Annotated in this window: 28 protein-coding genes and 1 pseudogene; 18 read left to right on the forward strand and 11 right to left on the reverse strand. The window is 69.1% G+C overall.

Annotated elements, in window-relative coordinates; genetic code table 11:
* Positions 1-78 precede the first annotated feature (78 nt).
* A complete protein-coding gene (locus EUA93_RS15975) occupies positions 79-642 on the reverse strand; it encodes an ArsR/SmtB family transcription factor (protein ID WP_242497453.1) in 564 nt (187 codons plus the stop codon).
* Positions 643-706: 64 nt separating this feature from the next.
* Between EUA93_RS15975 and EUA93_RS15980 the strand changes: the two genes are divergently transcribed.
* Positions 707-1,276: a dienelactone hydrolase family protein gene (locus tag EUA93_RS15980; RefSeq protein ID WP_129401323.1), complete on the forward strand. Its 570-nt coding sequence runs from the start codon at positions 707-709 to the stop codon at positions 1,274-1,276.
* A gap of 126 nt (positions 1,277-1,402) precedes the next feature.
* On the opposite strand, the gene EUA93_RS15985 is transcribed toward EUA93_RS15980, so the two are convergent.
* Together EUA93_RS15985 and EUA93_RS15990 are read right to left on the reverse strand one after the other, a co-directional pair.
* Complete coding sequence (locus EUA93_RS15985; RefSeq protein ID WP_129401324.1) at positions 1,403-1,840, reverse strand: hypothetical protein; 438 nt, start codon at positions 1,838-1,840, stop codon at positions 1,403-1,405.
* The gene (locus EUA93_RS15990) at positions 1,840-2,385 is read right to left on the reverse strand and encodes an ester cyclase (RefSeq protein ID WP_129401325.1); all 546 of its coding nucleotides are present in this window, start codon (positions 2,383-2,385) and stop codon (positions 1,840-1,842) included. The genes EUA93_RS15985 and EUA93_RS15990 overlap by 1 nt, the downstream gene beginning before the upstream one ends.
* Before the next feature lie 49 nt (positions 2,386-2,434).
* Between EUA93_RS15990 and EUA93_RS15995 the strand changes: the two genes are divergently transcribed.
* Positions 2,435-3,154 (forward strand): TetR/AcrR family transcriptional regulator, encoded by a 720-nt coding sequence (locus EUA93_RS15995; RefSeq protein WP_242497454.1) that lies wholly within the window; start codon positions 2,435-2,437, stop codon positions 3,152-3,154.
* Between the two features lie 332 nt (positions 3,155-3,486).
* On the opposite strand, the gene EUA93_RS16005 is transcribed toward EUA93_RS15995, so the two are convergent.
* Positions 3,487-4,608 carry an epoxide hydrolase family protein gene (locus tag EUA93_RS16005; protein ID WP_129401327.1) on the reverse strand — a complete coding sequence of 374 codons (1,122 nt, stop codon included), beginning with the start codon at positions 4,606-4,608 and terminating at the stop codon, positions 3,487-3,489.
* A gap of 77 nt (positions 4,609-4,685) precedes the next feature.
* On the opposite strand from EUA93_RS16005, the gene EUA93_RS16010 reads away from it, so the two are divergent.
* The 6 genes from EUA93_RS16010 (at position 4,686) to EUA93_RS22340 (ending at position 12,294) form a co-directional block, all read left to right on the forward strand.
* Positions 4,686-5,354, forward strand: a complete 669-nt coding sequence (locus EUA93_RS16010) for a TetR/AcrR family transcriptional regulator (protein WP_129401328.1) — start codon at positions 4,686-4,688, stop codon at positions 5,352-5,354.
* A 1,065-nt stretch (positions 5,355-6,419) separates the two neighbouring features.
* On the forward strand, positions 6,420-6,938 hold the full coding sequence (locus EUA93_RS22335; RefSeq protein ID WP_420819082.1) for a sensor histidine kinase: 519 nt from the start codon (positions 6,420-6,422) through the stop codon (positions 6,936-6,938).
* 101 nt (positions 6,939-7,039) lie between these two features.
* Entirely contained in the window at positions 7,040-7,861 is an 822-nt protein-coding gene (locus tag EUA93_RS16020; protein ID WP_207208799.1) for a hypothetical protein, read from the forward strand.
* A 541-nt stretch (positions 7,862-8,402) separates the two neighbouring features.
* The gene (gene pta / locus EUA93_RS16025) at positions 8,403-10,481 is read left to right on the forward strand and encodes a phosphate acetyltransferase (protein ID WP_129401331.1); all 2,079 of its coding nucleotides are present in this window, start codon (positions 8,403-8,405) and stop codon (positions 10,479-10,481) included.
* A complete protein-coding gene (locus EUA93_RS16030; RefSeq protein ID WP_129401332.1) occupies positions 10,478-11,671 on the forward strand; it encodes an acetate/propionate family kinase in 1,194 nt (397 codons plus the stop codon). The genes pta and EUA93_RS16030 overlap by 4 nt, the downstream gene beginning before the upstream one ends.
* Positions 11,672-11,724: 53 nt before the next feature.
* Positions 11,725-12,294: a CAP domain-containing protein gene (locus tag EUA93_RS22340; protein ID WP_129401333.1), complete on the forward strand. Its 570-nt coding sequence runs from the start codon at positions 11,725-11,727 to the stop codon at positions 12,292-12,294.
* Positions 12,295-12,402: 108 nt separating this feature from the next.
* On the opposite strand, the gene EUA93_RS16040 is transcribed toward EUA93_RS22340, so the two are convergent.
* Together EUA93_RS16040 and EUA93_RS16045 are read right to left on the reverse strand one after the other, a co-directional pair.
* Entirely contained in the window at positions 12,403-12,651 is a 249-nt protein-coding gene (locus tag EUA93_RS16040; protein WP_129401334.1) for a hypothetical protein, read from the reverse strand.
* A gap of 39 nt (positions 12,652-12,690) precedes the next feature.
* Positions 12,691-12,876 (reverse strand): hypothetical protein, encoded by a 186-nt coding sequence (locus EUA93_RS16045; protein ID WP_129401335.1) that lies wholly within the window; start codon positions 12,874-12,876, stop codon positions 12,691-12,693.
* A 220-nt stretch (positions 12,877-13,096) separates the two neighbouring features.
* Here EUA93_RS16045 and EUA93_RS16050 point away from each other — a divergent pair, with 220 nt between their 5' ends.
* Positions 13,097-13,345 carry a hypothetical protein gene (locus EUA93_RS16050; protein ID WP_129401336.1) on the forward strand — a complete coding sequence of 83 codons (249 nt, stop codon included), beginning with the start codon at positions 13,097-13,099 and terminating at the stop codon, positions 13,343-13,345.
* On the forward strand, positions 13,342-14,103 hold the full coding sequence (budC, locus tag EUA93_RS16055; RefSeq protein ID WP_129401337.1) for a meso-2,3-butanediol dehydrogenase: 762 nt from the start codon (positions 13,342-13,344) through the stop codon (positions 14,101-14,103). The genes EUA93_RS16050 and budC overlap by 4 nt, the downstream gene beginning before the upstream one ends.
* 73 nt (positions 14,104-14,176) lie before the next feature.
* On the opposite strand, the gene EUA93_RS16060 is transcribed toward budC, so the two are convergent.
* On the reverse strand, positions 14,177-14,785 hold the full coding sequence (locus EUA93_RS16060) for a flavin reductase family protein (protein WP_242497455.1): 609 nt from the start codon (positions 14,783-14,785) through the stop codon (positions 14,177-14,179).
* Positions 14,786-15,002: 217 nt separating this feature from the next.
* On the opposite strand from EUA93_RS16060, the gene EUA93_RS16065 reads away from it, so the two are divergent.
* Together EUA93_RS16065 and EUA93_RS16070 are read left to right on the forward strand one after the other, a co-directional pair.
* Positions 15,003-15,392 (forward strand): DUF1801 domain-containing protein, encoded by a 390-nt coding sequence (locus EUA93_RS16065; RefSeq protein ID WP_129401339.1) that lies wholly within the window; start codon positions 15,003-15,005, stop codon positions 15,390-15,392.
* A gap of 293 nt (positions 15,393-15,685) precedes the next feature.
* Positions 15,686-16,501: a mechanosensitive ion channel family protein gene (locus EUA93_RS16070; protein WP_129401340.1), complete on the forward strand. Its 816-nt coding sequence runs from the start codon at positions 15,686-15,688 to the stop codon at positions 16,499-16,501.
* 109 nt (positions 16,502-16,610) lie between these two features.
* Here the strand turns inward: EUA93_RS16070 and EUA93_RS16075 are convergent, their stop codons facing one another.
* The gene (locus EUA93_RS16075; protein WP_338036354.1) at positions 16,611-17,468 is read right to left on the reverse strand and encodes a TetR/AcrR family transcriptional regulator C-terminal domain-containing protein; all 858 of its coding nucleotides are present in this window, start codon (positions 17,466-17,468) and stop codon (positions 16,611-16,613) included.
* A 56-nt stretch (positions 17,469-17,524) separates the two neighbouring features.
* Here EUA93_RS16075 and EUA93_RS16080 point away from each other — a divergent pair, with 56 nt between their 5' ends.
* The 5 genes from EUA93_RS16080 to EUA93_RS16100 all read left to right on the forward strand — a co-directional run bounded on the left by EUA93_RS16080 (position 17,525) and on the right by EUA93_RS16100 (position 20,947).
* Positions 17,525-18,592, forward strand: coding sequence for an NAD-dependent epimerase/dehydratase family protein (locus EUA93_RS16080; protein ID WP_129401342.1), 1,068 nt, complete (start codon positions 17,525-17,527; stop codon positions 18,590-18,592).
* Positions 18,593-18,742: 150 nt separating this feature from the next.
* The gene (locus EUA93_RS16085; RefSeq protein WP_129401343.1) at positions 18,743-18,973 is read left to right on the forward strand and encodes a hypothetical protein; all 231 of its coding nucleotides are present in this window, start codon (positions 18,743-18,745) and stop codon (positions 18,971-18,973) included.
* 2 nt (positions 18,974-18,975) lie between these two features.
* A complete protein-coding gene (locus EUA93_RS16090) occupies positions 18,976-19,926 on the forward strand; it encodes an iron-containing redox enzyme family protein (protein ID WP_242497505.1) in 951 nt (316 codons plus the stop codon).
* A gap of 50 nt (positions 19,927-19,976) precedes the next feature.
* Positions 19,977-20,129 carry a CDGSH iron-sulfur domain-containing protein gene (locus tag EUA93_RS16095; protein WP_129401771.1) on the forward strand — a complete coding sequence of 51 codons (153 nt, stop codon included), beginning with the start codon at positions 19,977-19,979 and terminating at the stop codon, positions 20,127-20,129.
* A gap of 125 nt (positions 20,130-20,254) precedes the next feature.
* Positions 20,255-20,947: a GAF and ANTAR domain-containing protein gene (locus EUA93_RS16100; protein ID WP_129401345.1), complete on the forward strand. Its 693-nt coding sequence runs from the start codon at positions 20,255-20,257 to the stop codon at positions 20,945-20,947.
* 67 nt (positions 20,948-21,014) lie between these two features.
* On the opposite strand, the pseudogene EUA93_RS16105 reads toward EUA93_RS16100, so the two are convergent.
* Both EUA93_RS16105 and EUA93_RS16110 read right to left on the reverse strand, forming a co-directional pair.
* Positions 21,015-21,799: pseudogene (locus tag EUA93_RS16105) on the reverse strand (SDR family oxidoreductase).
* Positions 21,800-21,841: 42 nt separating this feature from the next.
* Positions 21,842-22,195, reverse strand: a complete 354-nt coding sequence (locus EUA93_RS16110; RefSeq protein ID WP_129401346.1) for a nuclear transport factor 2 family protein — start codon at positions 22,193-22,195, stop codon at positions 21,842-21,844.
* A gap of 160 nt (positions 22,196-22,355) precedes the next feature.
* On the opposite strand from EUA93_RS16110, the gene EUA93_RS16115 reads away from it, so the two are divergent.
* Positions 22,356-23,147 carry a MerR family transcriptional regulator gene (locus EUA93_RS16115; RefSeq protein ID WP_129401347.1) on the forward strand — a complete coding sequence of 264 codons (792 nt, stop codon included), beginning with the start codon at positions 22,356-22,358 and terminating at the stop codon, positions 23,145-23,147.
* 19 nt (positions 23,148-23,166) lie between these two features.
* Here EUA93_RS16115 and EUA93_RS16120 read toward each other — a convergent pair whose 3' ends face one another.
* Positions 23,167-24,612: a hypothetical protein gene (locus EUA93_RS16120; RefSeq protein ID WP_129401348.1), complete on the reverse strand. Its 1,446-nt coding sequence runs from the start codon at positions 24,610-24,612 to the stop codon at positions 23,167-23,169.
* Positions 24,613-24,632 lie beyond the last annotated feature (20 nt).

Below are 24,632 nucleotides of genomic sequence, written 5' to 3' on the forward strand. Positions count from 1 at the left end.
GAGGGAAGCGGGGGCGCAGGCGTTGGTACGCGCGGTCAAAACGTCGCGGTTCTGCCAGACCGCTGGACTGGCTGCTGGTCAATCAGCTGTGGGCAGGGTCGCGTGATCGGTCGGGTAGATGCCGATCGCGAACCCGTACATGGTCTCCCCGGACCTCGGCATCCGATCGAACTCATCGACCAGCTCGGCCATCCGGTCCCAGAACTGGGAGGCCTGATCCTCCGAGATGCGCGCACGCCGGATGAAGCCCCAGAGCCTGCCCTGCTCGAACGCTTGCGCGGACTCGCGTGCAGCCACCTCGAAGTCGTTGAAGTCTCGGGGCATCTCTTCGCCCCCTGGTGGCGGCTCCGCAGCCACGTAGAACATGCGGGCGGTTCGCCCGTAGAACCGCTCCTCGATCGCTCGCACCCTCCGGGTGCGGACCACCTGTAGCAGGCCGTTGCGGGTGAGCACGTCCACGTGGTGCGCGACCGTGCTCTTGGGGCGCTCGACAGCGGCGGCGAGCTCGGTGACGGTCGCGGCCCGCTCATGGAGGAGCTGCAGGATCTCGGTACGCAACGGGTGGCCGACGGCGCGCACCTGCGCAGGCTCGGTCAGCGCCATCCGATCGGCCAGCTCATAGTCCGGGGGGTTGTCCGCCACGATCGAACAGACTAGCATCGCCGAACGTTCCAGAAAGTTCGATCAATTGAAGGGTTTCGTTGAGATGGCGGACGTCCTGCTCTACCACCACATCCAGGGCCTGACGGAGGGAGTGCGTGCCTTCGCCGAGGACCTGCGACAGGCCGGGCACGTCGTGCACACGCCCGACCTGTTCGATGGCCGCACCTTCGACAGCATCGAGGAGGGTTTCGGATACGCCCGCGACGCGGGATTCGACGCGATCCGCGAGCGCGGCGCCGCCGCGGCCGACGAGCTCTCGCCCGAGCTCGTCTACGCCGGGTTCTCCTTCGGCGTGACAATCGCCCAGCGGCTCGCGCAGACCCGGCCCGGTGCGCGCGGGGCACTGCTCATGCACTCCTGCCTCCCGGTCGCGGAGTTCGGAACTGCGTGGCCCGAGGGGGTGCCGGTCCAGATCCACGGCAAGGAGGGCGACGAGTTCTTCGACGAAGACCTGCCGGCAGCGCGCGAGCTCGCCGGGTCCACGCCTGCCGCCGAGCTGTTCGTCTATCCCGGCGACCAGCACCTCTTCGCCGACTCCTCGCTCGACGCCTACGACCCAGACGCGGCCGCCTTGCTCACGGAGCGGGTGCACGCGTTCCTCGCCTCGGTCTGACCGACGCCCCCCACCAGCCTCGGCACACGCCATGGACACAGCATTCGCCGACAGCGGGAGGTCTCGAAGAAGAAACGCGCTCGAGAAGGTCGCCGCGCCTCACCCGCTGGTGCCAGTTCGGGGGTGTTACTGCGACAGCAGTTCCTTGAAGCTTCTGGCTCCAAGCATGGCCAACAGGGCGGTTGCCTCGGCTGGGCATCCTTCGGCGGTGAGACTGTCGATGTCGGCGCCGTCGATATCAGTGAGAAGTCCCTGCTCGGAATAGAAGGCGAACAGCGCGCTGCCGAACGTCGCGGCGGCGTACTCGGCCGGCTGCAGGTCCGCGATCCGTGGGGTCTGTTCGGTCAGGAAGCCACATAGCCGATCGGGGCTCAGGGCGAGGCCCGGGTCGGCTTCGCCGTCAAGGTCCGAGTCGGCCGACGTCGCGTCGTCGATGTCCGATGGCGCGGCAGAGATCGCCGACTCCACGGGCTCCGAGACGTCGGGTTCGCCAGAGCCGCCGCACGCCCCCAGCGCCGCGAGAAGAAGCGTCGCGGCCGCCGCGCCGGCTCGTCGCGTACCCATCAGATCTCCCCCGAAGTTCTGGCCTTCTGGACGGTCCGGACTGCGCGGCGCTTAGCCAGGGCGCAACGCACGAGGTAGGCGGGGGTAGGGGGTACCCAGCCGAGTTGGAAGCTTTGGCCGAGGTCGTCGCGGGTAGCCCAGTGTTCGGTGACCAGATCGTCGACCACACGCAGCCAGTGGCTCTGCCGCACGGCGAACGTGCGACCGGTCGGAGCCCAGACGGTGTCGACACAGCCGTCACCGTCGTAGACGACGAAGGGGCCTACGTGCCGCCCTGACATGGTGGTGTCGACCACGGCCAGATCGCCCTCGACGACGACGTGCTCGACGCGATGGGCAAGGTCTGCGAACGCGGAGCGAAGCCACACCGCGGTGGCGTAGAAGGCCTCGGGGCCACCCGCCCGACACGCAGGCGGCTCACTGGCACCCTCGTGATTGACCGCCCCCAACGCCACCACCGCCTGGAACTCGGGGAGGTCACCGTGGGCCATCAGTGCGATGCTGCGCAACGCGGCGGTGCGGGTGGAATCAATCAACGACGTCATCGTCTCACCATTCGTTATAGTGATGCTCGAACGGAATTGAGGATGCAGGGTGAGCGATGAAGACGTCAAGGGGTCGATTTCCGAGCGCGCACCTCGTCGGCGCGGTTATGACGCCAGTGGACGTCAAGAGAAGGCCCGGACGACTCGTCGGGCGGTCGTGGCAGCCGCCCAGGAGCTGATCGAGGAACGGGGCTACGCTGCGACAACCGTGGCAGCCGTGGCCAGCCGCGCGGGGGTGTCGGCGGACAGCATCTACAAGGGCTTCGGCACGAAGGCCGCGCTGATCAAAGCGGTCTTCGATGTGGTCATCGCCGGTGATGACGAGGCTGTTCCGGTGTCCGAGCGGCCCGAGGTCCAGCGGATCATCGAGGCGCCTTCTGCCGCCGAGAAGTTGCTGCTCTACGCGGAGGGCGCGGCCTTGCGTGCCGAACGCTCGGCACTGGTGCAGATCGCGGTGCGCGACAGCGCATCGTCCGACGAACCGATCGGTGAGTTGTGGCGAACGATCCAGGAGCAGCGTCTCAACGGCGCAACGATGTTCGCCCAGCACCTGTTCGGCACCGGAGGGCTGCGCGAGGGAATCGGCGTCGATGAGATTCGCGACGTCGTGTGGGCCTGCATCTCGGTAGAGGTCTACGACCTCCTGGTCCTCCAGCGCGGCTGGTCGCGCGAGGACTACGCCACGTGGCTCGCCCGCACCTTGACCGCCTCCATCTGTGCAGACCCCGGACCCCCACCGCGACGAGACAGCGATTCGGACCCGACATGACGCAGACTTCACCACCTGACCGCCCCGGGCTGAACGGCTATCACGACATTCACGACGTGACGGCAAACAAGTTGCGCTTGTTGACGACCAGGAACCGGCGGGATCTCGGCCATCACGCGTCCTGCTTCCCGGCGGTGCAAGCCGCCAAGGCGTACTACAGCCTAGTGAGCGGTTGCCGTTGGTGTGCGTCCGCCGGCCACACTAGCTGGCAGTCGAGTTGCTAGGCTGACTCGAGCTGGTGCATTGCACGCGGCGTAAAGACGCACTCATTGCGGCAGATCCGGATGTTCGTTACCTCAGATGCGGAGGTTCGCAGTTGCGCCCCGATGAGGTCAGAGCAGCTGCATCGAGTCGATGAACTCGCGCAGGTCCGCGACCATCAGGTCCGGTTCCTCCAGCGCGGCGAAGTGTCCACCGCGGTCCTCGACGTCGGTCCACCGCACGATCCGGTTGCTCTCCTCGGCCGACGAGCGCAGGCCGATGTCGTGGGCGAACTGGATCGCTGCGGTTGGTACGCCAGAGCTGACGGGCGTCTCGCCCCAGTCGCCGCCCTGGGCGTAGCCGACGAATGCGGCGCTGCCTGCGGTCCTGGTGAACCAGTAGAGAGAGACGTTGTCGAGCACGAAGTCGCCGAGGACGTCGCCGGCCGGGGTGTCGGCCGGCCAGGTCCACGCGTGCAGCTTGTCCAGGATCCACGCGAGCTGTGCCACGGGGCTGTCAGCGGCCATCGCCCCGATGAGCGCGGGCCGCGTGGACTGGATCGAGATGTAGCCGATTTCGCGCTCCTGGAACTCGCCGACCCGACGTAGCCGGTCCTGCTCGAGCTCGGTCAGGGAGGACGTGTCGTCGACCTCGCTGACGAAGCCTCCGAGTGCGCCGTTGACGTGGACACCAGCGACGGCGTCCGGCGCGAGGCGGCCCATATCTGGGGCGATGCCTGCGCCAAGGTCGCCGCCTTGCACGACATAGCGGTCGTAGCCCAGTCGCTGCATGATCTCGACGAACGCACCCGCAATGCGGCTGCTCGTCCACCCGCCGGAGGTGAGAGGCGTCGAGAAGCCAAACCCGGGCAGTGACGGGATGACCAGGTGGAAGGAGTCGGAGAGCCGTTCGATGAGCCCCTCGAACTCGAGGAACGACCCCGGCCAGCCGTGCACGAGCAGCACGGGCGCCGCGTCGGGGTCCGTGCAGCGCACGTGCACGAAGTGGATGACTTGGTCCTCCACTGTCGTGGTGAAGTGGGGCAGGGCGTTGAGGCGGTCCTGGGTTGCCGCCCAGTCGTGCTCCTGCCAGCGGGCCACGTGCTCGCGCAGCACGCTGATCGGGACGCCGGTGTCCCAGTCGTCGCCTGGAAGCGGGTCGGGCAGGCGGGTGGCGGCGAGGCGGGTCTGCAGGTCGGCGATCGCTGACTGGGGGACGTCGATCTCGTAGGGCGTCACGGGTGTGTCGGACATCGGGCTTCTCCTTCGTCTCGTCCGGCGACCGTAGCGGAACGGAGTATTCCGTTCCAATACCATTAGGGTGAACAGTCATGAACGTTCCACCACCGCCCAGCTCGCTGCCCGACCGCGATGCGGCCATCCTGGCCGCGGCCGGTCGTGCCCTCGCGCGCGACCCCCGGGCCAGCATGGCCACGATCGCGGCCGAGGCTGGCGTGGGGATGTCAGCCTTCTACCGCCGGTGGGCCAGCAAGGACGCGTTGGTGCTGGCACTCAACCTGCAGTTCCTCGCCGCCTACGAGGCCGCGATCAACGCGGCGAACGAGATGCTCGACTCCGGTGCCCCGGCCGTCGATGTCCTTGGCGACCACCTCCACAGCCTTCTTGGTGACGAAGAGACCTACCACGCCGACCCCACGGTCGGGCTCCCCGCGCGAGGCACTCCGGAGCACGAGCGGTGGCTCGCGGTCTCCCGCCGGAACCAAGCACTGTTCGAGAGGTTCAGCGCCGAGGGTGCACTGCGTGAAGGCGTCACGTTCGTCGACCTCGGCCTGGTCTTCACCGCGGCCACGTCCGCGCACGGGGAGACCCCCGATCGCACCGTCGAGCTGCGGCACCGGCTCCTCGACATGCTGATCGACGGCCTTCGTCCTGGAGCGCCCCCGCTCACCGGTAGAGGTCCCACGACGGTCGACTACTACGGCGAGAACGGTAGGCGTCCGGCGTCCTCGCCAGCATCGAACCCCGACTGCGGCGCATAGACGCATTCCCAGTCCGAGCAGGTCTTGCCCCCCGTAGCCCTCGCCGTCCGCACATCGGCGGATCCGGATGCTTCGTCTCGGTGACCTGAGGGAGCGTGGCGAATCGCGACTTGCGGTGCTCGAATGACCGCGGCGAGACCTGGGTCGTCGCACGGCTCGCTCTTGAGCGCGCCCATCGTGACTGGCCCGGACCATGTAGGTGGTCGAGCTGGACCTCGACTGCAAACGACGGTGGCAAGGGGATGGGAGAGCACGAGCGACTCTAGTTGTGGGCCGTGTGTGGACCCAACCTCTCGAAAGCCGTCAATACAGGCCCTTTCGAGTCAAAGTAGCCATTCCACCCCGTCGATGACATGTCTGCGTTTTTTGCAGGTCAGCGCGCTTCCTTTGCAGAAGGTGGGTCACGACGGGCGTCGAGTGGACCGCCATTCGAGGTGTACGACCACGGCGTCAGCGACTTCCGCATCGAGGTGGCCAGGCGGCAAGCAAAAGCGTGTTTGGCGACTGGGCATACGCACGTCGCTGGCGGCAGCAGCATCACCGTGTGGCGTGAGACCGGGCTCCGGTGCCCCCTTCGTGGATCCGATGCGGTCCGTCACAGGATTGACGCCCCATGTGTGGATGGCGGGCTCGTAGCGTGGTTGGGACACCCCGAGAGAGGAGCGCGAGCGCTGATGTCCTGCACGCCGCCAGAACCCCCTGAGGTACCGAGACCGGGGAGATCGCATGATCACGCCGAGGTCCTTGCGCACGAGATTCGCAACCGCCTCTCAGCCGTCTTGGCGCGAGTCGAGCTCGGGGGTGGTGGAGAGCGGGGAGAGCAGTCCGAGGCTGACCTGTCAGCAATTGCCAACTCGGTGCGCACCACCGTTGACTTGGTGGAGCAGTTGGACTGCGTTGGCCCGAGCCGAATCGCCTGTCGAGTGGTCGAGGAACGAGTCGTTCGATCTCGCAGCCGTGGCCCGAGATGTCGCGGGGGAGAAGGAGGCCATCTTGGCAACTGGCGGCCAACGTGTTCGAGTGGTGGCGCGCGGCCCAGTCGTCGTGTTCGCGCGGACCGTCCAGATGCGGAGACTGCTGGAGAACCTGATCGGCAACGCGCTGCAAGATTCTCCGGACGGTCAGTCCGTAGTTGTTCACGTTCAGGCACGTCCGTCGTTCGTGTGCCTGCGCGTACGCGACTGGGGCGTAGGCATCGCTTCTGAGGACCTGCCCCGGATCTACGAGCCGGGCTTCCGAGCGAAGCAGCCAGGTGGGCGCGGTCCCGCGGGCACGGGGCTCGGCATGTCGATCTCCAAGCAGATCGTGCAAGATCACGGCGGCACGATCGCTACAGCATCGAGATCTGGTTCCGGGACCGAGGTCACGGTAGTCCTGCCGAGGTCCACTGACCCGAACGCACCGTCGAGCGGCGCTGACTGCCCGCTCGACACAGACCGCGGCCATGCCTCGGCGCGCCAAGCTCGTCCGAGGTCCGGGTCCGCCCGACGCGCAACGGGCGAACGCCAAGACGACGACGACCTCGATCACGGTGACTCAGAGCGGGCAGGGGACGTTGCACACAGCGTCATGAGGGTCCGATGACTTCTTCCAGTCCCCCCGGCCCGTCGATGCCGGATCCGCTGGCCCGTCCAAGCATGTTCGCCGAGCGATTCGCTGAGGCTCTCAGCCGCTCGCATCGCTCCATGTCCTGGTTGCAGCACCGACTGGTCTCATCCGGGTACCGCGTCAGCCTCAGTACGTTGAGCTACTGGCGTTCTGGCCGTCGGCAACCTGAGCATCAAGAGTCACTTGAAGCGCTGGGCGAAGTGGAACGACTCCTCGCGCTCGACCCAGGCTTTCTGCGAGACGCCATCGGGCCACCTCGGCGCCCCGGACCGCCGACGCCGACCATCGCCTTCGATGATCTCATCGCTCGTCCGGACCCGCTGGTGGAGGAAGCACTCTCAAGATTGGGCCTTGGCGACTGGACGACGCACTTCACCGAACTGAGCAGTCACGTCATCGTCGAGGTCGACGAGCACGGGTCTGAGCGAGCCGTCACGATTCGGGCTGTCCTGCGGGGACGGAGCCCCCATGCGCAGCGGTACCCGTTCTTCCTCTTCGCCGGCGAGACCATGCATGGTCCGGTTGAGTTTCTGCCCCAGACCGGCTGCCGCGTCGGTCGCGAGATCAAAGACCACGCCCAAGGCCTGTTCGTCGCCGAAGTCATTCTCGACAAGGCACTAGGGCCTGGCGACACGGCGTTCATCGAAGTCAGCGTCATCCTTGCGCCCCAACGCTTCTCGGGATATCAGCAATTCGTGGCGCGACGGATCGCCGAACTCGTGATCATGGTTCAGTTTCATCCCGACCGGTTGCCCGTCTCCATCCACAGCTTCCAGCACGCGGACGGACACAGCTCCACGCTTCCGTACGACCGCGCGGCCGGCACAAGTGCTCACCTGGTGCTCCGTGCATTTGGCCCCGGGACTGCCGGCCTCACCTGGACCTGGAGTGAGGGCTGATCACTGCCGCTACGACGGAGGACCGGAAGTGTCGTCATCGTTCCGCTTCGACTTGTCGCGCCAGCGTCCGTGGTCGCTCGCTGCAGGCTCGCGACGTGGGTACCTATCGGAGTCTTGGAGAGTGGGACACGCGATGAGCCGGCAGACACTGCTCGCGGCGAGTTCTGGGTCCTCGTACCGCCGGCTATTGCCCGCGTTCATCTGTGGCTTGCCCGCACCATGTACGTGGTCGAGCTGGACCTCGAGCGGGATCGACGATGGCAAGGGGATGGGGGAGTTCGCGTGGACTTGAGTCGTGGACCGTTAACCCCCTCGAAAGTGCGCGCGCTGAGTGTCAGGGGGTCGCAGGTTCAAATCCTGTCAGCCCGACCGAATCGAAGCCCCTGACCTGCGGAAACGCAGGTCAGGGGCTTCGTCGGTCTTGAGCCAGGCGTCCACGCGCGCCGCTCGCGCACGGCTGCTGGCGCAGCTCGCCTCTGGGGTCAGGTGATCCGGTCGCGGAACCAGGTCGTCGTCGTCGCCCTGTCGCTAGGCTCGGCCCATGGCACGCAGCGTGTACGTGGCCGGGGTCGAGGGTTTCACCGGCAAGTCGGCGGTGGCCCTCGGGGTGCTGGAACAGCTGTCCAGGCGCGTGGCACGCGTGGCGGTGTTCCGACCGGTCGTGCGTGCCACGGCGTCAACCGGCGAGGTCGACGACTACGTGCTCGACCTGCTCGTGTCCCGTGATGCGGTGTCGTTGTCGTACGACGAGTGCGTGGGAGTGAGCTACGACGACGTGCACGCCGACCCCGAGGGCGCGATGGAGCGGATCGTCGCGCGCTACCACCAGGTCGCGGAGCAGAGCGATGCGGTGGTGATCGTCGGCAGCGACTACACCGACGTCGGTGCGCCGGCGGAGTTCGCGTTCAACGCCCGGGTCGCCGCCAACCTGGGCGCACCGGTGCTGCTGGTCCTCAACGGTCACGGCCGCGACGCCCACCAGCTGCGCTCCGCCGCGGCGATGGCCGAGGTCGAGCTCGCCGCCAACCACGCCACGCTCTTCGCAGTGATCGCCAACCGGGTCGACCCGGAGGCCACCGAACGGACCGCTGCCGCGCTGCGTCGCGATGGCGGCGTACCAGCCTTCGCCATGCCCGAGCAACCCTTGCTCAGCGCGCCCTCCGTGGGCGACCTGATGGCGGCCTGCGACGGTCGGCTGCTCCGGGGGGACCACGGCCAGCTGGCGCGCGAGGTCCCCGGTCTGGTGGTGGCGGCGATGACCATGCCGAACGTGCTGGACCGGCTCTTCGACGGTGCCTTGGTGGTCACTCCCGGGGACCGGCCAGAGGTGGTCCTCGGCGTCCTCACCGCACACCAGTCGGCCAGCTTCCCGCAGATCTCGGGCATCGTCCTCAACGGCGGGCTCGAGCTGCCCGAGCAGGTCGAGCGCCTGCTCGACGGGCTCGAGGTCGCCCTCCCGATGATCACCACCGAGCTGGGGACCCACGCGACGTCGACCGCGCTGACCAACCGCCGCGGCCGACTGGACAAGGACTCGCCACGCAAGATCGCTACGGCGTTGACGCTCTTCGACGACCACGTCGACGGCGAGGAGCTGATGAACGGGCTCGAGGTGGCACGCACGTCGGTCGTCACCCCGCTGATGTTCGAGCACCGGGTGCTCGACGATGCCATCGCCGACCGACGCCACATCGTGCTGCCGGAGGGGGAGGAGGAGCGGATCCTGCGCGCGGCCGACATCCTGCTGCGCCGCAACGTCGCCGACCTCACCCTGCTCGGCGACCCGATGGTCGTCCGGGCCAAGGCTGCCCACCTGGGCATCGACGTCTCGGCGGCACGACTGCTCAGCCCCCTCGACGAGTCGCTGCGCGAGCGATTCGCCCAGGAGTACCACCAGCGACGCTCGTACAAGGGCATCGACCTCGACGCGGCCCGCGACATCGTCGTCGACGTGTCCTACTTCGGCACGATGATGGTCGAGCTCGGCCTGGCCGACGGCATGGTGTCAGGGGCCGTGCACACCACCGCGCACACCATCCGCCCGGCCCTGGAGGTGATCCGCACGGCCCCCGAGGTGTCGGTGGTGTCGTCGGTCTTCTTCATGTGCCTGCGGGACCAGGTGCTCGTCTACGGCGACTGCGCGGTCAACCCCGACCCCACTGCTGCGCAGCTGGCCGACATCGCCATCGCGTCGGCACGCACCGCGGAGGCCTTCGGCGTCGAGCCGAGGGTCGCGATGCTGTCGTACTCCACCGGCACGTCGGGCAGCGGCACCGACGTCGAGAAGGTGACCGAGGCGACGGCCCGCGTCCGCGAGCGTGCGCCCGAGCTCCTCGTCGAGGGCCCGATCCAGTACGACGCCGCGATCGACGCCGCGGTCGCCCGCACCAAGCTGCCCGACTCGGCGGTGGCCGGTCGAGCCACCGTCTTCGTCTTCCCCGACCTCAACACCGGCAACAACACCTACAAGGCCGTGCAGCGCTCAGCCGGTGCGCTGGCTGTCGGCCCGGTGCTGCAGGGACTCCGCAAGCCCGTCAACGACCTCTCCCGAGGTGCCCTGGTCCGCGACATCGTCAACACCGTCGCCATCACCGCGATCCAGGCGCAGGGACAGTCGTGACGAGTCGGGTGCTGGTCCTCAACGCCGGGTCGTCGTCGCTGAAGTACAGCCTCCTCGACGGTGTTTCCGGGGCGGCCGAGGCGTCCGGCTCGGTCGAACGGATCGGGGAGGAGCGCGGGACCCTCGTCCACTCCGTCGGCGGCCACCACCACACCGAGGAACGTCGCGTCGCGGACTTCGAGGACGCCCTGCGTTCGGCTCTGCGCGCCTTCGAGCGTCATGGACCCTCGATCGACGAGTCCACGCTCGCGGCGGTGGGGCACCGGGTCGTGCACGGCGGTGACCTCTTCGCCGAGCCGGTCCGAGTCGACGACCGCCTGCTCGACACGATCGACGACCTGATCCCGCTGGCGCCCTTGCACAACCCGGCCAACGTGGAGGGACTGCGCGTCGCCATGCGGTTGTTCCCCGGGGTGCCGCAGGTCGCGGTCTTCGACACCGCCTTCCACCAGACGATGCCGGAGCACGCCTACACCTACGCGGTGCCGTTGACCTGGCGCACGGAGCATCGCATCCGGCGCTACGGCTTCCACGGCACCTCCTACGCCTACGTCTCTCGTCACGCCGCCGAGCTCCTCGGCCGCGCGGTCGAGGACACCAACCTCGTGGTGCTGCACCTCGGCAACGGCGCGTCCGCCGCCGCGATCCGCGGAGGACGGTCCATCGACACCTCGATGGGGCTGACCCCGCTCGAGGGACTGGTGATGGGCACGCGCTCCGGCGACCTCGATCCGGCAGTCCACGCCCACCTGCACCGTGAGCTCGGCTGGTCGATCGACGAGATCGACCGGGCGCTCAACCGGGAGTCGGGCCTGCGCGGCCTCTCCGGCGCCAACGACTTCCGCGAAGTCACGCGGCGCCGGGCCGCCGGCGACACCGATGCCTCCCTGGCGTTCGACGTCTACGCCTACCGGGTGCGCAAGTACGTCGGTGCCTACTACGCCGTGCTGGGCGAGCTCCACGCCGTCGTGTTCACCGGCGGCATCGGTCAGCACAGCGCCGAGCTGCGTGCCGCGGCCCTGGGTGGTCTCTCGATGCTCGGGATCGACCTGGACCCCGATCGCAACGATGCGTCGGGGGCGCAGGCGCGGGTGGTCTCGCCCGATGGGGCGCAGGTGGCCGTCCTCGTCGTACCCACCAACGAGGAGTGGGAGATCGCCCGGCAGGCACTCGGCGTCGTGGACGGCTGACCCGGACTGCCGTCGGACGTGCCAAGCCGTGCCCCTCGTCCCGCGCTTGGGGAATGGGTTCCGCTGTGGCGGGTAGTGAGCGGGACGCACGGTTCCTGAGACAGACACTTCGCGGCAGACCCACTCTCCTGCCACCCTCGTGGTCCCCACCGCAACTCGGAAGGCGTCCCCCCGTGCCCACCCGAACCCTCCTTGCCCTCATCCTCCCTGCCCTCCTACTGGCCCTCGGTCCAGCTCCTGTCGCACACGCGCAATCTCCGAGCACCTACGAACGCCAAGTCGTGAAGGCGACGAACAAGGTCCGCGTCAGCCACGCGCTGAACCCCCTGAAGGGCTCCGCCTGCCTGAGCGACTACGCCGAGCGGCAAGCGCGGCAGATGTCCCGCCAAGGCTCTCTGTCCCACCAGGACCTGAGCGCGGTGTCGCACGCTTGTGGCCTGAGGCGCGTCGCTGAGAACGTCGCCGCCGGCTTCTCGAACGGGCGCACCGTCGTCAGGTCTGCGTGGATGCACTCGTCGAGTCACCGCGGGAACATCCTGACGTCCGCTCACCGCGTCACCTCCGTCGGCGCCGTCCGGGATGCCGCCGGTCGGTGGTGGACCGTCCAGCTGCTGGGTCGCTAGCGGGACCGAGCGGGACGAGTCACCGCTCGGTCGGGCAGGCCGCGACGGTCTTCGACTCGGCGAAGCTGCGACCCCCTCCACGGCCGTTGGTGCAGCTCGCCTCTGGGGTCAGGTGATCCGGTCGCGGAACCACGTCGTCGTACCCGGCGCCATGCCTCGTGACTTGGGCATCTGGTCGAGCGGCGCCACGATCAGTGCCGCGTCGTGCGGAAGTGACCACTTGAGCGCGTGGTAGACCGCGCTCAAGCTCTCGGTGCTGTCCAGGGCGAGCAGTCCTGGCGCAATGGTCCGCGCCTCGGTCCACGGACCCTCGAGGTCGTGCGGGGGATCGGATGTCCAGGCAAGGTAGGCGGTCACGACGTTCCCGGGCTGGGGTGCTGGCGCGGTCGGTCCGCGTCAGCTGTGGGGAGCGTCGTCGGGCGGTGCTGCGGGCATCCCGCTGGGGTCTGGGTTGATCTCGGGCTCGGGACTGGTCGTCGGGTCACTGCCGGGCTCGGGCACCTGGCCGGGCTGGATGGGGTCCGGGTCGCCTGACGGGACGACCTCGGGGTCTCCGGTGGGTTCTTGGGGTGTCGTGGTCATGCCTCCGGTCTACGCGTCGTGCACCCGGGCGGACCACGCCCGAAGGGGGTGGATGCGCGCGGAGGTGTGCTCGTGCGGCTCCGAGTGCCGGGGGATGGGGTTCTCCACCAGGGTGAGCTGGGAGGTGGGACTGCGCGCCCACCCCTCAGGGTCTGCACGCTGCCCGTCCCCGCCGATCTACTCGGTGGGAGCTGTCCACACGTCCGAGGAGGACTTCGCGATGACCCAGCTCCGTGCCGTGGCACTGGCCCGCAGCTTCGACCCGACCCCCGCACGATCGAGCTCCGAGCTTCTCGCACGACAGGTGCTGGACCCGTCTCGCGATGACGTCACCAGCGAGGTCGTCCTGGTGGTCGCCCACGACGTACGTCCAGGGGTCGATCTCGACGTGGGGGAGTGTGACCAGTGGCCGGCCATCCGCCAGCGCATCACCGACGCGGCCGAGCCGCACGAGGAGGGACACCCATGAGCAGGTTCACCGACCGGGTCGCCATCGTCACGGGCGGTGGTTCCGGCATCGGCGCGGCCACCGCCCGGCTCCTCGCCATGGAGGGCGCCACCGTCGTCATCGCCGGCCGCCGGGTCGAGAAGCTCGAGGAAGTGGCCGCGTCCGTCGACGGCGTCATCGTTCCGCGCAAGCTGGACGTGACCGATCGAGCGGCGGTCACCGCGGCCGTCGACGAGGTCGCCGCCGAGCACGGGCGGTTGGACGTCCTGGTCAACAACGCCGGCATCGGACCGTCGGGCCCTGCCGACGAGGTCGGTGACGACGATTGGGACCAGATGATGGCGACGGTCCTCAGTGGCGCGTTCATCGCCTCTCGCGCGGCCCTGCCCCACCTGGTGCAGGGCGGTGGCAACATCGTGAACGTCTGCTCGGTGTCCGGTATCGGCGGTGATTGGGGCGGCGCTGCCTACAACGCCGCCAAGGGTGGCCTGGCCAACCTCACGCGGGCCATGGCGCTGGACCACGCCGGCGACGGCGTGCGGGTCAATGCGGTCGCACCCACGTTCACCGAGACCGAGATGACCTCCGGGATGGGCGAGGACGACGACTTGATGAACCGGTTCATGGAGCGGCTGCCGATGGGCCGCCCGGCGAAGCCGGAGGAGGTCGCGTGGGCGATCGCCTTCCTGGCCAGCCACGACGCGTCGTACGTCAACGGGGTGGTGCTGCCGGTCGACGGAGGGCTGTCGGCCTCGAACGGTCAGCCGCGCCTCGGCTGAGCGCGAAGGACTGCCGGCATGGAGACTGCGCCGTGCCGCATCGAGTGTGTGCGCCTCGTGCCCGATGGCCGCGTCACTGCGGGCGGCGCATGTCGAACCGGTTGCTGGTGTCGATCCCGAAGTAGGCCGTCGGACCGCCCGCCCGCAGGATCGGCTGTGCCCGGGCGGTGTCGTAGATGCCGTCCACGAGCAAGTCCTCGTCGATGTGCACGCCGACCACCTCACCGACGGTGAACCACGAGCCGCTGGCCTCACCCGACGCGGTGTGCAGCTCGACGATCTGGGTGACTCGGCACTCGAAGGAGACCGGCGCTGCAGCGACGCGAGGCACCTCGACCTCCAGCGAGGCCACGGCCTCGAGCCCGGCTGCCTCGAACTCGTCGACGTCGTCGGTGGTGGAGGTTGCGTTCATCTGCTCAGCCAGTGACCGGGTGGCGAGGTTCCAGGTGAACTCGCGGGTCGCTTCTGCGTTGGCCACCGTGCCTTTCCAGCCGTTGCTGGAGAAACCCACCAGTGGCGGGGTGTAGTTGAGCGCATTGAAGAAGCTGTACGGCGCGAGGTTGCGCCGGCCCTGCCCGTCCAGTGTCGCGATCCAGCCGATCGGGCGCGGGGCGACGATGGAGTTGAAGGGGTCGTGTGGCAGCCGGTGGCCGTCCGCAGGGCGGTAGAAGTGTTCGCTCACCCGTCCATGACACCACCAGAGCGGTTGGCACCCCCGGCCACGCGGACAGCACCCATGACGTCCACCCGTGGTGCCGCAAAGATCCGGCAGACCAGCGCGACGGCGCGATGGTGCACTCATCTCAGCAGAACGGGCGTCCCCCAACAGGCGGCGGCACGCCGTACCAACGCGGCCGCAATCGATGGCGCGCGGCGGGAGTCCCTGAGACAGTTGAGTCATGACCGGACGGGCTCATCCCGGGGTAGACGCCTACATCGCTGAGCTGCCGGAGTGGCAGCGTCTGATCTGCGAGCAGTTGCGTCACCTCGTCTGGGCCGTGGATCCGGACATCGAAGAGACGGTGAAACGGACGGTGCAGCCGTACTTCGTCCTCGATGGGAATGTCTGTGCCCTACTGGCCACGAGGGACCACGTGAACCTGTTCTTGTACGACCCGACCGTCAGCGATCCCGAAGGGGTTGTCAACCAGGGCCACGGCAACGCGACGGGCCGCGCGATACAGGTTTTCAAGAACGATGAGATCAACCTCGACGCGGTGAGCGGGATCTTGTCCGAGATCGTGGCTCACAACCGTCAAGGTGGCTGGCGCCGACTCGCAAAGCCGTAGCCTGGCGAGTCCGACGACCGGTAGGACACCGAGTCCGTGTGGTGGAGCGGCGCGCGCGGTGACGTGACCCTCGGACCCGTCCACCGACGACGTGTCCCACCCGTTGGGGGCCGTCGGCCCCGCGCTGGGGTTGCCAATCGGTGCCACCCGTGGTTCTGTTTACAACGTAAGCCACGCATCCGTGGCGCTACCCCGGACCTCGGTGGCGCGGACTCATGCAGTCCGACCCGAGGTCCCCTGTCGTGGTCTGTCTGTCGTCCGTGCCGCTGAGTCCCACGCACTGGAGGAAGACCATGAAATCCTTGACAGACGGGCTCAGCGACGGGCTGAGCACGATGGCCGAGTTCCTGCCCAAACTCGTGCTGTTCCTGATCATCCTGGTCATCGGGATGATCATCGCGAAGGTCATCGGCAAGGCCCTGAGCGCCCTGCTCGAGCGGGTCGGCTTCGACAAGGCCGTGGAACGCGGCGGGGTGAAGAAGGCCCTGGCCAACTCCAAGATGGACGCCAGCGACGTCATCGCCAAGCTCGTCTACTACACACTGATGCTGTTCGTGCTGCAGCTCGCCTTCGGCGTCTTCGGCCCCAACCCGATCAGCGACCTGCTCAGCCAGGTCATCACGTTCCTGCCCAAGATCATCGTGGCGATCATCATCCTGGTGGTCGCCTCCGCGATCGCTGCGGCCGTCAAGACCCTGGTCGAGGGCTCCCTCGGGGGCCTGTCCTACGGCAAGGCCCTGGCCAACGCTGCCTCGATCTTCGTCCTCTTCCTGGGCGTCGTCGCGGCTCTCAACCAGGTCGAGATCGCCACCACGGTGACCCTGCCCGTCCTCATCGCCATCCTCGCGGCCGTCGTCGGTGTGATCGTCGTCGGTGTCGGCGGCGGTCTGGTCAAGCCCATGCAAGAGCGGTGGGAGGGATACCTGACCAAGGCGGAGGAGGAGGCTCCCCGCATCAAGCAGGAGGCCGCCAACGCGCCGAGCGTGAAGGCCCAGGCCCAGCACGCGAAGGACACGGCCCAGCACGAGGTCCAGTCCTCGTCCAGCAGCGCTACCGACCGCACCACCGCCTACGGCGACCCCGCCGCCGGCAGCAGCTCGCGGCTCTGACGATCGGCTCGAGCCCGGCAGGTCTGGCGGACCGGTGTTCGCCAGACCTGTCGAGGGACGGACGCGCGGGGGCGACGACGACCACCCGACGGCGGCCCGACCCGAGTCGCTAGCGCGCGCCCTGCTCCATGCGCAGCAGGGCCATCCGATCCAGGAGCTGCTCCAGGGCCTCCTCGAACTCGACGACCGACGTGTCGAGCGACAGGTCGCGACGAAGGCGGCGAACGGTCGGGAAGCTGTCGAGCCCACGGACCTCGGCATCCTCCTCCAGGACGTCGAGGGGCCCGAGGTCGGCACCGAGGGAGGCGACCTCGAGGAGCAGGTGACCGAGCAGGAAGCTGCTGAACGCCCGGTAGCACGCCACCGCGGTCTGGTCGTCGAACCCTTCGGCGACGAGGCCGGCCAGGAACGACTCCACCCAGTCCAGGCTCCGGAGCGGCGGTCGGAGCCACGGCGCCTCAGGCGGGCGAGACGCGACCAGGGGGAAGGCCCGCGGGTGTGCGAGCGCGACACGTCGTACGCCGTGCGCCAGCCGCTGGAGGAAGTCCTGCCAGCCCTCGCGTGGCATCCGCAGCACGTCGCTGTCGTGCTCCATGTCGCCGACGATGACCTCCACGACCCCGTCGAGCAGCTCCTCCTTGCCGGCGACGTAGCGGTAGAGCGCCATGGCCTCCACCCCGAGCTGGTCACCGAGACGTCGCATGGTCAGTCCCGGGAGGCCGTGATCGTCGATGAACGCGATCGCCTGATGGAGGATCCGCTCTCGATCCAGCTTCTGCCGCGTCGAGGGCGGCGCCAGTCCAGCTGCGACGTCTGCGTCCGCGTCAATGCGTTCCTTGGCCATCTCGCTCCTCGTCGATGACCTTACAGGTCGACCCTCTGCCCGGTCGGTGTCGTGCGCGGGTCCGAGGCCGGGGTGGGTGGGGTGCTGGCAAGGGGCCGGCAGACCGACGCCTGGCGTGGGCATCAGTCGGGGTGAGGCGGGTACCCGCGGAGAGACGTGCTGACGACCAGGGAGGTCACATGCGGATCGCGATCACCGGGGCCAGCGGCAACGTGGGCTCGGCGCTGGTGCACACGTTGTCCACGCACGGCGACCACGAGGTCGTCGGCGTGGTCCGACGCCCGCCGTCGGGGAGCGAGCGGTTCGCAGGGGTGGAGTGGCACGCCCTGGACCTGACCCGTGCCGGCTGCGAGCCCGGCCTGGCCGCGGCGTTCGCCGGGTGCGACGCAGTCGTGCACCTCGCGTGGGGGTTCCAACCCACCCACCGGGAGGACTACCTGGCCGAGCTCGGTGTCGGTGGCACTCGCCGCGTGATCAGGGCCGCCGTGTCCGCCGGGGTGCCGCACCTCGTGCACATGTCATCGGTCGGCGCCTACTCACCCAAGAAGGACGACAGCCCGGTCGACGAGTCGTGGCCGACCCGAGGTGTCACCAGCTCGACGTACAGCCGGCACAAAGCCGCTGCGGAGAGGTTGCTCGACCGCCTGGAGGCCGAGCGGTCGAGCCCGGTGGTCACGCGGCTCCGCCCCGGGATCGTCGGCCAGCGCAGCGCGGGCAGCGCGTTGCTGCGCTACGGCCTGACCAGTCTCGTGCCGCGCTCGTTGCTTGCACACGTCCCCCTGCTGCCGCTGGATCGTCGACTGGCTATTCCCATGGTGCACGCCGACGACCTCGCGGGGGCCGTCGTGCTGGCACTCGAGTCACGGGCTCGTGGGGCGTTCAACGTGGCCGCGCCGCCGGCCGTCACGGCCGAGGACATCGCCCGGGTGCTCCACGCCCGCCTGGTTCACGTGCCAGCGGCCGCCGTGCGCGTCGCGGTCTCCGCGAGCTGGCACGCCCGCCTCCAACCGCTGGACGCGGGATGGATCGACCTCGCCTACGCGGTGCCCCTCATGGACACGTCGCGAGCAGTGTCCGAGCTGGGCTGGTCACCGGCCACCACCGCGAGCGAGGTCCTCGCGGAGACGGTGCTCGGCATGCAGTCCGGGGCAGCCGGCGCCTCGGAGGTACTCCGGGAGCGGACGGTGGGCGGTGGCCTGAGGAAGTTCCTGAGCGACGGTCCGGTCAGCCGACGCCGCAGGGCCTGACCCCTGCACGCGTGCAGCGTGCCACGACACACGCAACGGGCCGGGGGAGGCACCCACCTCGTCGCGTCCTGTCGCTGGTGACCAACCGGACCTCGCCCGAGGACTCACCTTTGGGGTGATGAAACGTTCGACGAGGGGTGGCAACCTCGAGTGCAGCTCTTCGAGACCACGGCGAGCGACCTTCCTCCACCAGGAGCAGCCGTGGTTGTCATGCCCATCGCCGTCGACCTCGGGCGCCTCGCGCGCGGGCCGGTCGAGCGCGCGGCTGCTCGCGACGGATGGAGCGACACGACAAGGATGGTCATGAGGGCAGCTACGAGGGTCCACCGCACGTTCCACGACAAGAAGGCCGCCGAGGTGAAGAAGGTGACCCGATCGTGAGGATGCCCAAGCCGCGCGGCCCGTTGAGCGACTGGGTGGTCACGCAGCTGCGCGAGACCGCCGATCGCCCTGTCGGGACCGCAGCACCCGAGGCGGGGTCGTTCGACGACGAGTGCCTCGCACTGTGGACACTGCACGAGCTGTCCTACCGCGGCTTCGAGGATGCCGTCGACGACGCCGAGGAGGTCGTCGAGGTCATCGTCGTACGCCGTCGGCTCGAGGTGGCGCTCGAGCGGCGTCTGCGCGAGAGGTGGTCGACTCCCTCCGGTGTCGAGCCCGCGGGCGTGCCCGCAGCGTTGCAGTCGATGGTTGCCGACGATGACGGCCCTTCGCTCGCCGACCACGTGCGCCGGCGCGCGGACGTGGAGGAGGTGCGCGAGCTGCTGCGACAGCGTTCGATCTACCAGCTCAAGGAGGCGGATCCCACCACCTGGGTGATACCCCGCCTACCGACACGCTCCAAGGCCGCCCTCGTCCAGCTGCAGTACGACGAGTACGGCGACGGCGATCCCAACCGGATGCACGCACACCTGTTCGCGCGCGGGATGATCGACGTGGGGCTCCGCTCGGAGTACGGCGCCTACGTCGACGACGCGCTCCCGGAGACTCTCGAGCTCAACAACGCGCTGTCGATGTTCGGCCTGGTCCGGCGGCTCCGGGGCGCGGCGATGGGTCACCTGGCTGCGTTCGAGATGACCAGCTCCCTCCCCGCCCGGAAGATGGTCCAGGGACTGGAGCGCCTCGGGCTGACCGGCGCGATGGTGGGCTACTTCGACGAGCACGTCGAAGCCGACGCGATCCACGAGATCCTTGCCGCGCGCGAGATCTGCGGGTCCCTCGCGGCCGACGAGCCGGCGTCGGTCGAGGACATCCTCTTCGGTGCCTTCACCTGCCTCGACCTCGAGGCAAGGTTCGCAGCAGCCCTTCTCCAGCAGTGGGGTGTCGAGGCGTGACCGAGCGCGACTTCCCTCACCCCGACGTGGTGCTCGAGCCACATGGTCCGATGCTCGTGCGGGGCGCGACCTCGATCGAGGACGAGGAGGGGACGGTGCACGTGGTCGATCGACCCGTGGTGGCTCTGTGCCGGTGCGCCAAGTCCAGCCGGTTGCCGTGGTGCGACGGGACCCACAAGGTCATCAGGCGCGACCGGTCCTGAGCGGTGGGCGCGACCGGGCATTGCCCTCGCCAGCCGGGAAGGGGAGCATGAGCTGATTCCCCTGGCCCCGGGCGCACAACAGGACCTCCCGGCGGCCGGACCGGGGATGACGGGGGGAGAGCACAGTGACCACCACCAACACCGGCGTGGGCGAGTTCAGCAAGCTGTCGGACGCGATGTGGTCGGCGAGGGATGAGCAGGACCGTCTGCAGCTCGCCGTCGACGCAGCAGTCCAGCTTGTTCGAGGTTGCGACCACGCGGGCTTCACGGTGAACGAGGTGGGCGCGCTGGTGACGCGGGTCGGTAGCGACGACACCGTGTTGCGGGCCAATGAGCTGCAGCAGGAGCTGGGGGAGGGTCCCTGCCGGGACGTCGCCCGCGACCAGGTCACGCTGATCTGTCCCGACCTCACCCAGGAACGTCGTTATCCGGCGTGGGCGGTACGAGTACATGCCGAGCTGGGTGTGGGGTCGATGATGTCGCTGCTGGTGTACACCGCTCGGGACTCGTTCGGCTGCTTGAGCCTCTATGCCGATGCCGGGAAGAGCTTTGACTCCGACGACGTCGTGGTGGCCGAGACGCTCGCTGCGCACCTGGCGATCGGGATGCGGTCCGGGCGCGAGGTCACGCAGATGGGGCAGGCGCTCGACAGCCGGCTGACCATCGGACGCGCGGAGGGGATCTTGATGGAGCGACTGCAGATGAGCGCGGAGCAGGCGTTCGACTACCTGCGCCGGGTCTCGTCGCACACCAACCGCAAGCTCGCGGTCATCGCCGACGAGATCGTCAGCACGCGCAGGCTTCCGGACATCGGGTAGGTCGGTTCGAGCCGCTCGAACCGGATCCCCCTCAGCAGGTCGGAGTCGCGCCGCCTGGCGCACCTGCTCAGATCGTGGGGACGGTCCCGCCGTCGATGACGTACTCGGCGCCGGCGATCGAGCTGGCCCGGTCCGAGACCAGGAAGCCGATGAGGTCCGCGACCTCCTGCGTGCTCGCGAATCTCCCGAGCGGAACTCCGCCGAGGGAGTCGAAGATCGTCTGCTCGGCCTCGTCCCGCGTCACCTCGTTGCCCTCGGCGAGAAGGTCGACGAAGTCCTCGTACGCCCCGGTCCGGATGCCGCCGGGGCTGACCGCGTTGACGCGCACGCCCTTCGGCGCCAGCTCGTTGGCGAGCCCTTGCTGTAGGTGCGCAACGCCGCCTTCGCCGACGCGTACGGCAGCGTCGCGTCGTGCAGAGGCATCTGACGCTGGATGGAGGTGACGTGGACGACCACACCCGAGCCGGCCTCGACCATCGACGGCAGGAGGGCGCGGTCCAGGCGGACCGCACCGAGGAGGTTGAGGTTCAGCTCGCGGAGCCAGTCCTTCTCGCTCGCTGCAGCGAACCCGCCGGGGGAAGTCGACGAGCCACCGACCACGTGCACCAGGATGTCGAGCGCGCCGTGCTCGGACAGGACGCCCGCGACGTCCTGCACACCGGCCGGGGTGGAGGTGTCGGCGGCGATGAAGCGGTCGGGACGGTCGTAGCCGTCCGGCATCGTTCGTGCGGTGGTCCACACGTCCGCGCCCATCTCGCGCATCCGCTCCACCACGGCCTTGCCGGCGCCCTTGGACCCGCCTGTGACGAGTGCGCGCCGACCGTCGAGGCGGTCTCGACCTGACATGGACATGACGTTTCTCCTCGAGATGTCGATGGGGTGGTCCGAGCCGGGTCAGACGGTGATGTCTAGCTTCTGGATCACGTCGTCGACGAGGGTGAAGATCATGCGCAGGTCGACCTCACCGCCGGGGAAGTTGCCCGAGAGGTGGGTGCCGACCTCCCACCGGTCGTGCGCCGGCCTCGAGATGGAGTCGAGGGTGGTCTCGACGTCGTAGTCCTGCGCCGACTTGTCGAAGAGCTCGAAGGTCTCCTGCCTGCCCTGGAGCACCTCGCCGTTGTCGAGGACGGTGACGTCCTCCGCGAGGTAGGTCACCGCCGTGGCGAAGTCCTGGGCGACGTGGGCGCGCAGGTAGCTCGCCACGACCTCGGGAAGCCGGTCCCACGCGAAGGGGGTCTTGTCGTTCATCGTGCGTGTTCCTCTCACTGGTGGTCGTGCTGGACGCGCGCCACGTGGCGGGTGGGTCGTCGAGCTCGGTGGCGAGCTCGTGGCACCCACGGTGCTGCGTCCCCGAGCGGCAGGGTCAAGCGCGTGAGTCTCCCCCGGGGGGAGGGTGCACACTGACGCCATGCTGGCCATCGGTGAGTTCTCGCGCCTGACGCACCTGAGCGTGAAGACGCTGCGCCGCTACCACGAAGCAGGGTTGCTCGTTCCGGCTGCGGTCGACCGAACCACGGGCTACCGGTCCTACGACGGGCACCAGATCCCGACGGCGCAGGTGATCCACCGGCTCCGCGAGCTGGACGTTCCCCTCGCGGACGTCCGCCGCATCATCGAGTCGGCCGACCCCGACCGCCGTGCCGCGCTCGTGTCGGACCACCTGGCGCGCCTCGAGGTCGAGCTGGACCGGACCCGGGCTGCGGTCGTGTCCCTGCGTCGACTCCTCGATCCCGACCCGGTACCCCTGAGCGTCGAGCTGAGAGCGGTGCCCGAGGCGACGGTGGCCGCGATCGAGGACGACGTCGACAGCGACTCGATGGCTGCGTGGTTCGCGGGAGCCCTGGCTGAGCTCAACGCCGCGACCGACGCCCCGACCGGGCCCCCGGGAGGGGTCTACGACAACGCCCTCTTCGAAGTCGGACGGGGCCACGCCCTGCTGCACGTACCGGCCACTGACCCGCCGCGTCGCGGGAGGGTGCGGCCGGTGACCCTGCCGCCGGTGGAACTGGCCATAGCGACCCACACCGGGCCGCACGACGACGCCGACATCACCTATGGCGAGCTCGGGTCGTGGGTCGTCGCCAACGCGCTCGCGGTGGCAGGCCCGGTCCGGGAGACCTACCTCGTCGGGCCTGCCGACGACCCCGACCCGTCCACCTGGCGCACCGAGATCGGATGGCCGATCTTCAGGATGACCTAGACCGGGTGTGGCCTCCGGGCTAGGAGCGAACGCTCGCGTAGCCAAGTGCGGCAGCGAGACCGAGCGCACTGCGGGGCTCGTAGGCCGCGCGCCACAGACCGCCGTGCACGGCGGCGTACGCCTCGTCCTGCCACGGGTGGGTCACCGGCGCTCGCTCGGTGCTGAGGTCGTGGACGAGCAGGGCGGCCATCAGGGTGTTGGCGGTGTCGGGTTCGAAGATCTCGACGCCGAACCGGTGGGCGCCGGCGAAGGCCGCGGCCAGGGCGCGGTTCTTGACCACCGAACGGGTCCGGGTCGAGGGTGCGACGTGGAAGGACACGGTCTGTCCGTCGCGCCGAGCTGCCGTGGCGCGCCAGCGCTGGATCCGTTTGGCCAGCACGTAGTTGGGTCCTTGGACAGGCACGATGCTGTCGCTGATGCCGGGGTCGGCCAGAGGTGGGTAGGCCCGGTGCAGCAAGCGACCGCGCGTCGCCCAGCGCAGCGGACGGCCGACCAGCTTGGCGCCGCCGGAGCGCTCCCGGTAGGCGCGGGTCGAGTGCTCCACGGCCTCGCGGGGGACGGCGAAGGCGTCGGTCGGGGTCGCCAGGAACGCCAGTGCCGTGTCGGGCCGGGCGGTGGTCAGGCGCCTCGCGAGCAGGTCGGCCGCGGCCGCGACGCGGACGTGCGTGCCGCCGTCGGCGTAGAGGTAGTTGCCCAGGACCAGGCGTCCGTCGAGGCCGGCCAGCCAGTCGGACACGTCCGGGACCTCGGCGAGCAGGTCCACGCCCTGCATCCCAGGGCTCGAGGAGTCCACCGGCACGAGCAACCGGCCGGCGCCGGTCCGCGCCGTGCGTTGCACGCGCTCCCACACGGCCGGGCGCGGCAGGTCGACGGCGGCGACCGTGGCGCCCCATCGCAGCAGGGCTGCGAGCGGCCCCATCTCGGCGCCTGCGCCCAGGACGGCGACGGTCCTGCCGTCGAGGCTCAGCCACTCGGGGTGGTCGCTCACGTCGCGGAGAGCGTCAGCCGCGGAGGGTTCGAGGACACCGCGGTCGACCCACTCGTCGAGCTGGCCCAGCAGGTCTGCGCCTCGTAGGGCGCGACCCCGGTAGGGAATCTCCAGATGGGTGACCGGCGCCGACTCGCCGACCACCTCGAGGGTCGTGAGGGTCCGTGACGCGGGGGCCGTGTCGAGCGACTCGAGTGGGCGCTCCGTCCCCGCGCTGTCGACGACGACCATGGTCCGGCGTACGGCGTCGAGACCCGCGTCGGCGATCGCGAGCCACGCCTGTGGGTCGGCGATCCCCGCCTCCACGAGCCGCCGGAAGTGCAGCACGTAGCCGCTGCGCCAGGCCGTCTCCTGCTCGGCGCCCAGGGCGCCGGCGGGGTCGACGGGGCGGAGCGCGTCGGCGACGATGCTGCGACCTGCGCGGGTGGTGCTGCGTCGGCCGTCCGCGTCCGCGGCGAAGGAGACTCCATGGGTCATGGGGTACATCATCGACCGTC

This window comes from Nocardioides oleivorans, assembly GCF_004137255.1.
Lineage (GTDB): Bacteria > Actinomycetota > Actinomycetes > Propionibacteriales > Nocardioidaceae > Nocardioides > Nocardioides oleivorans.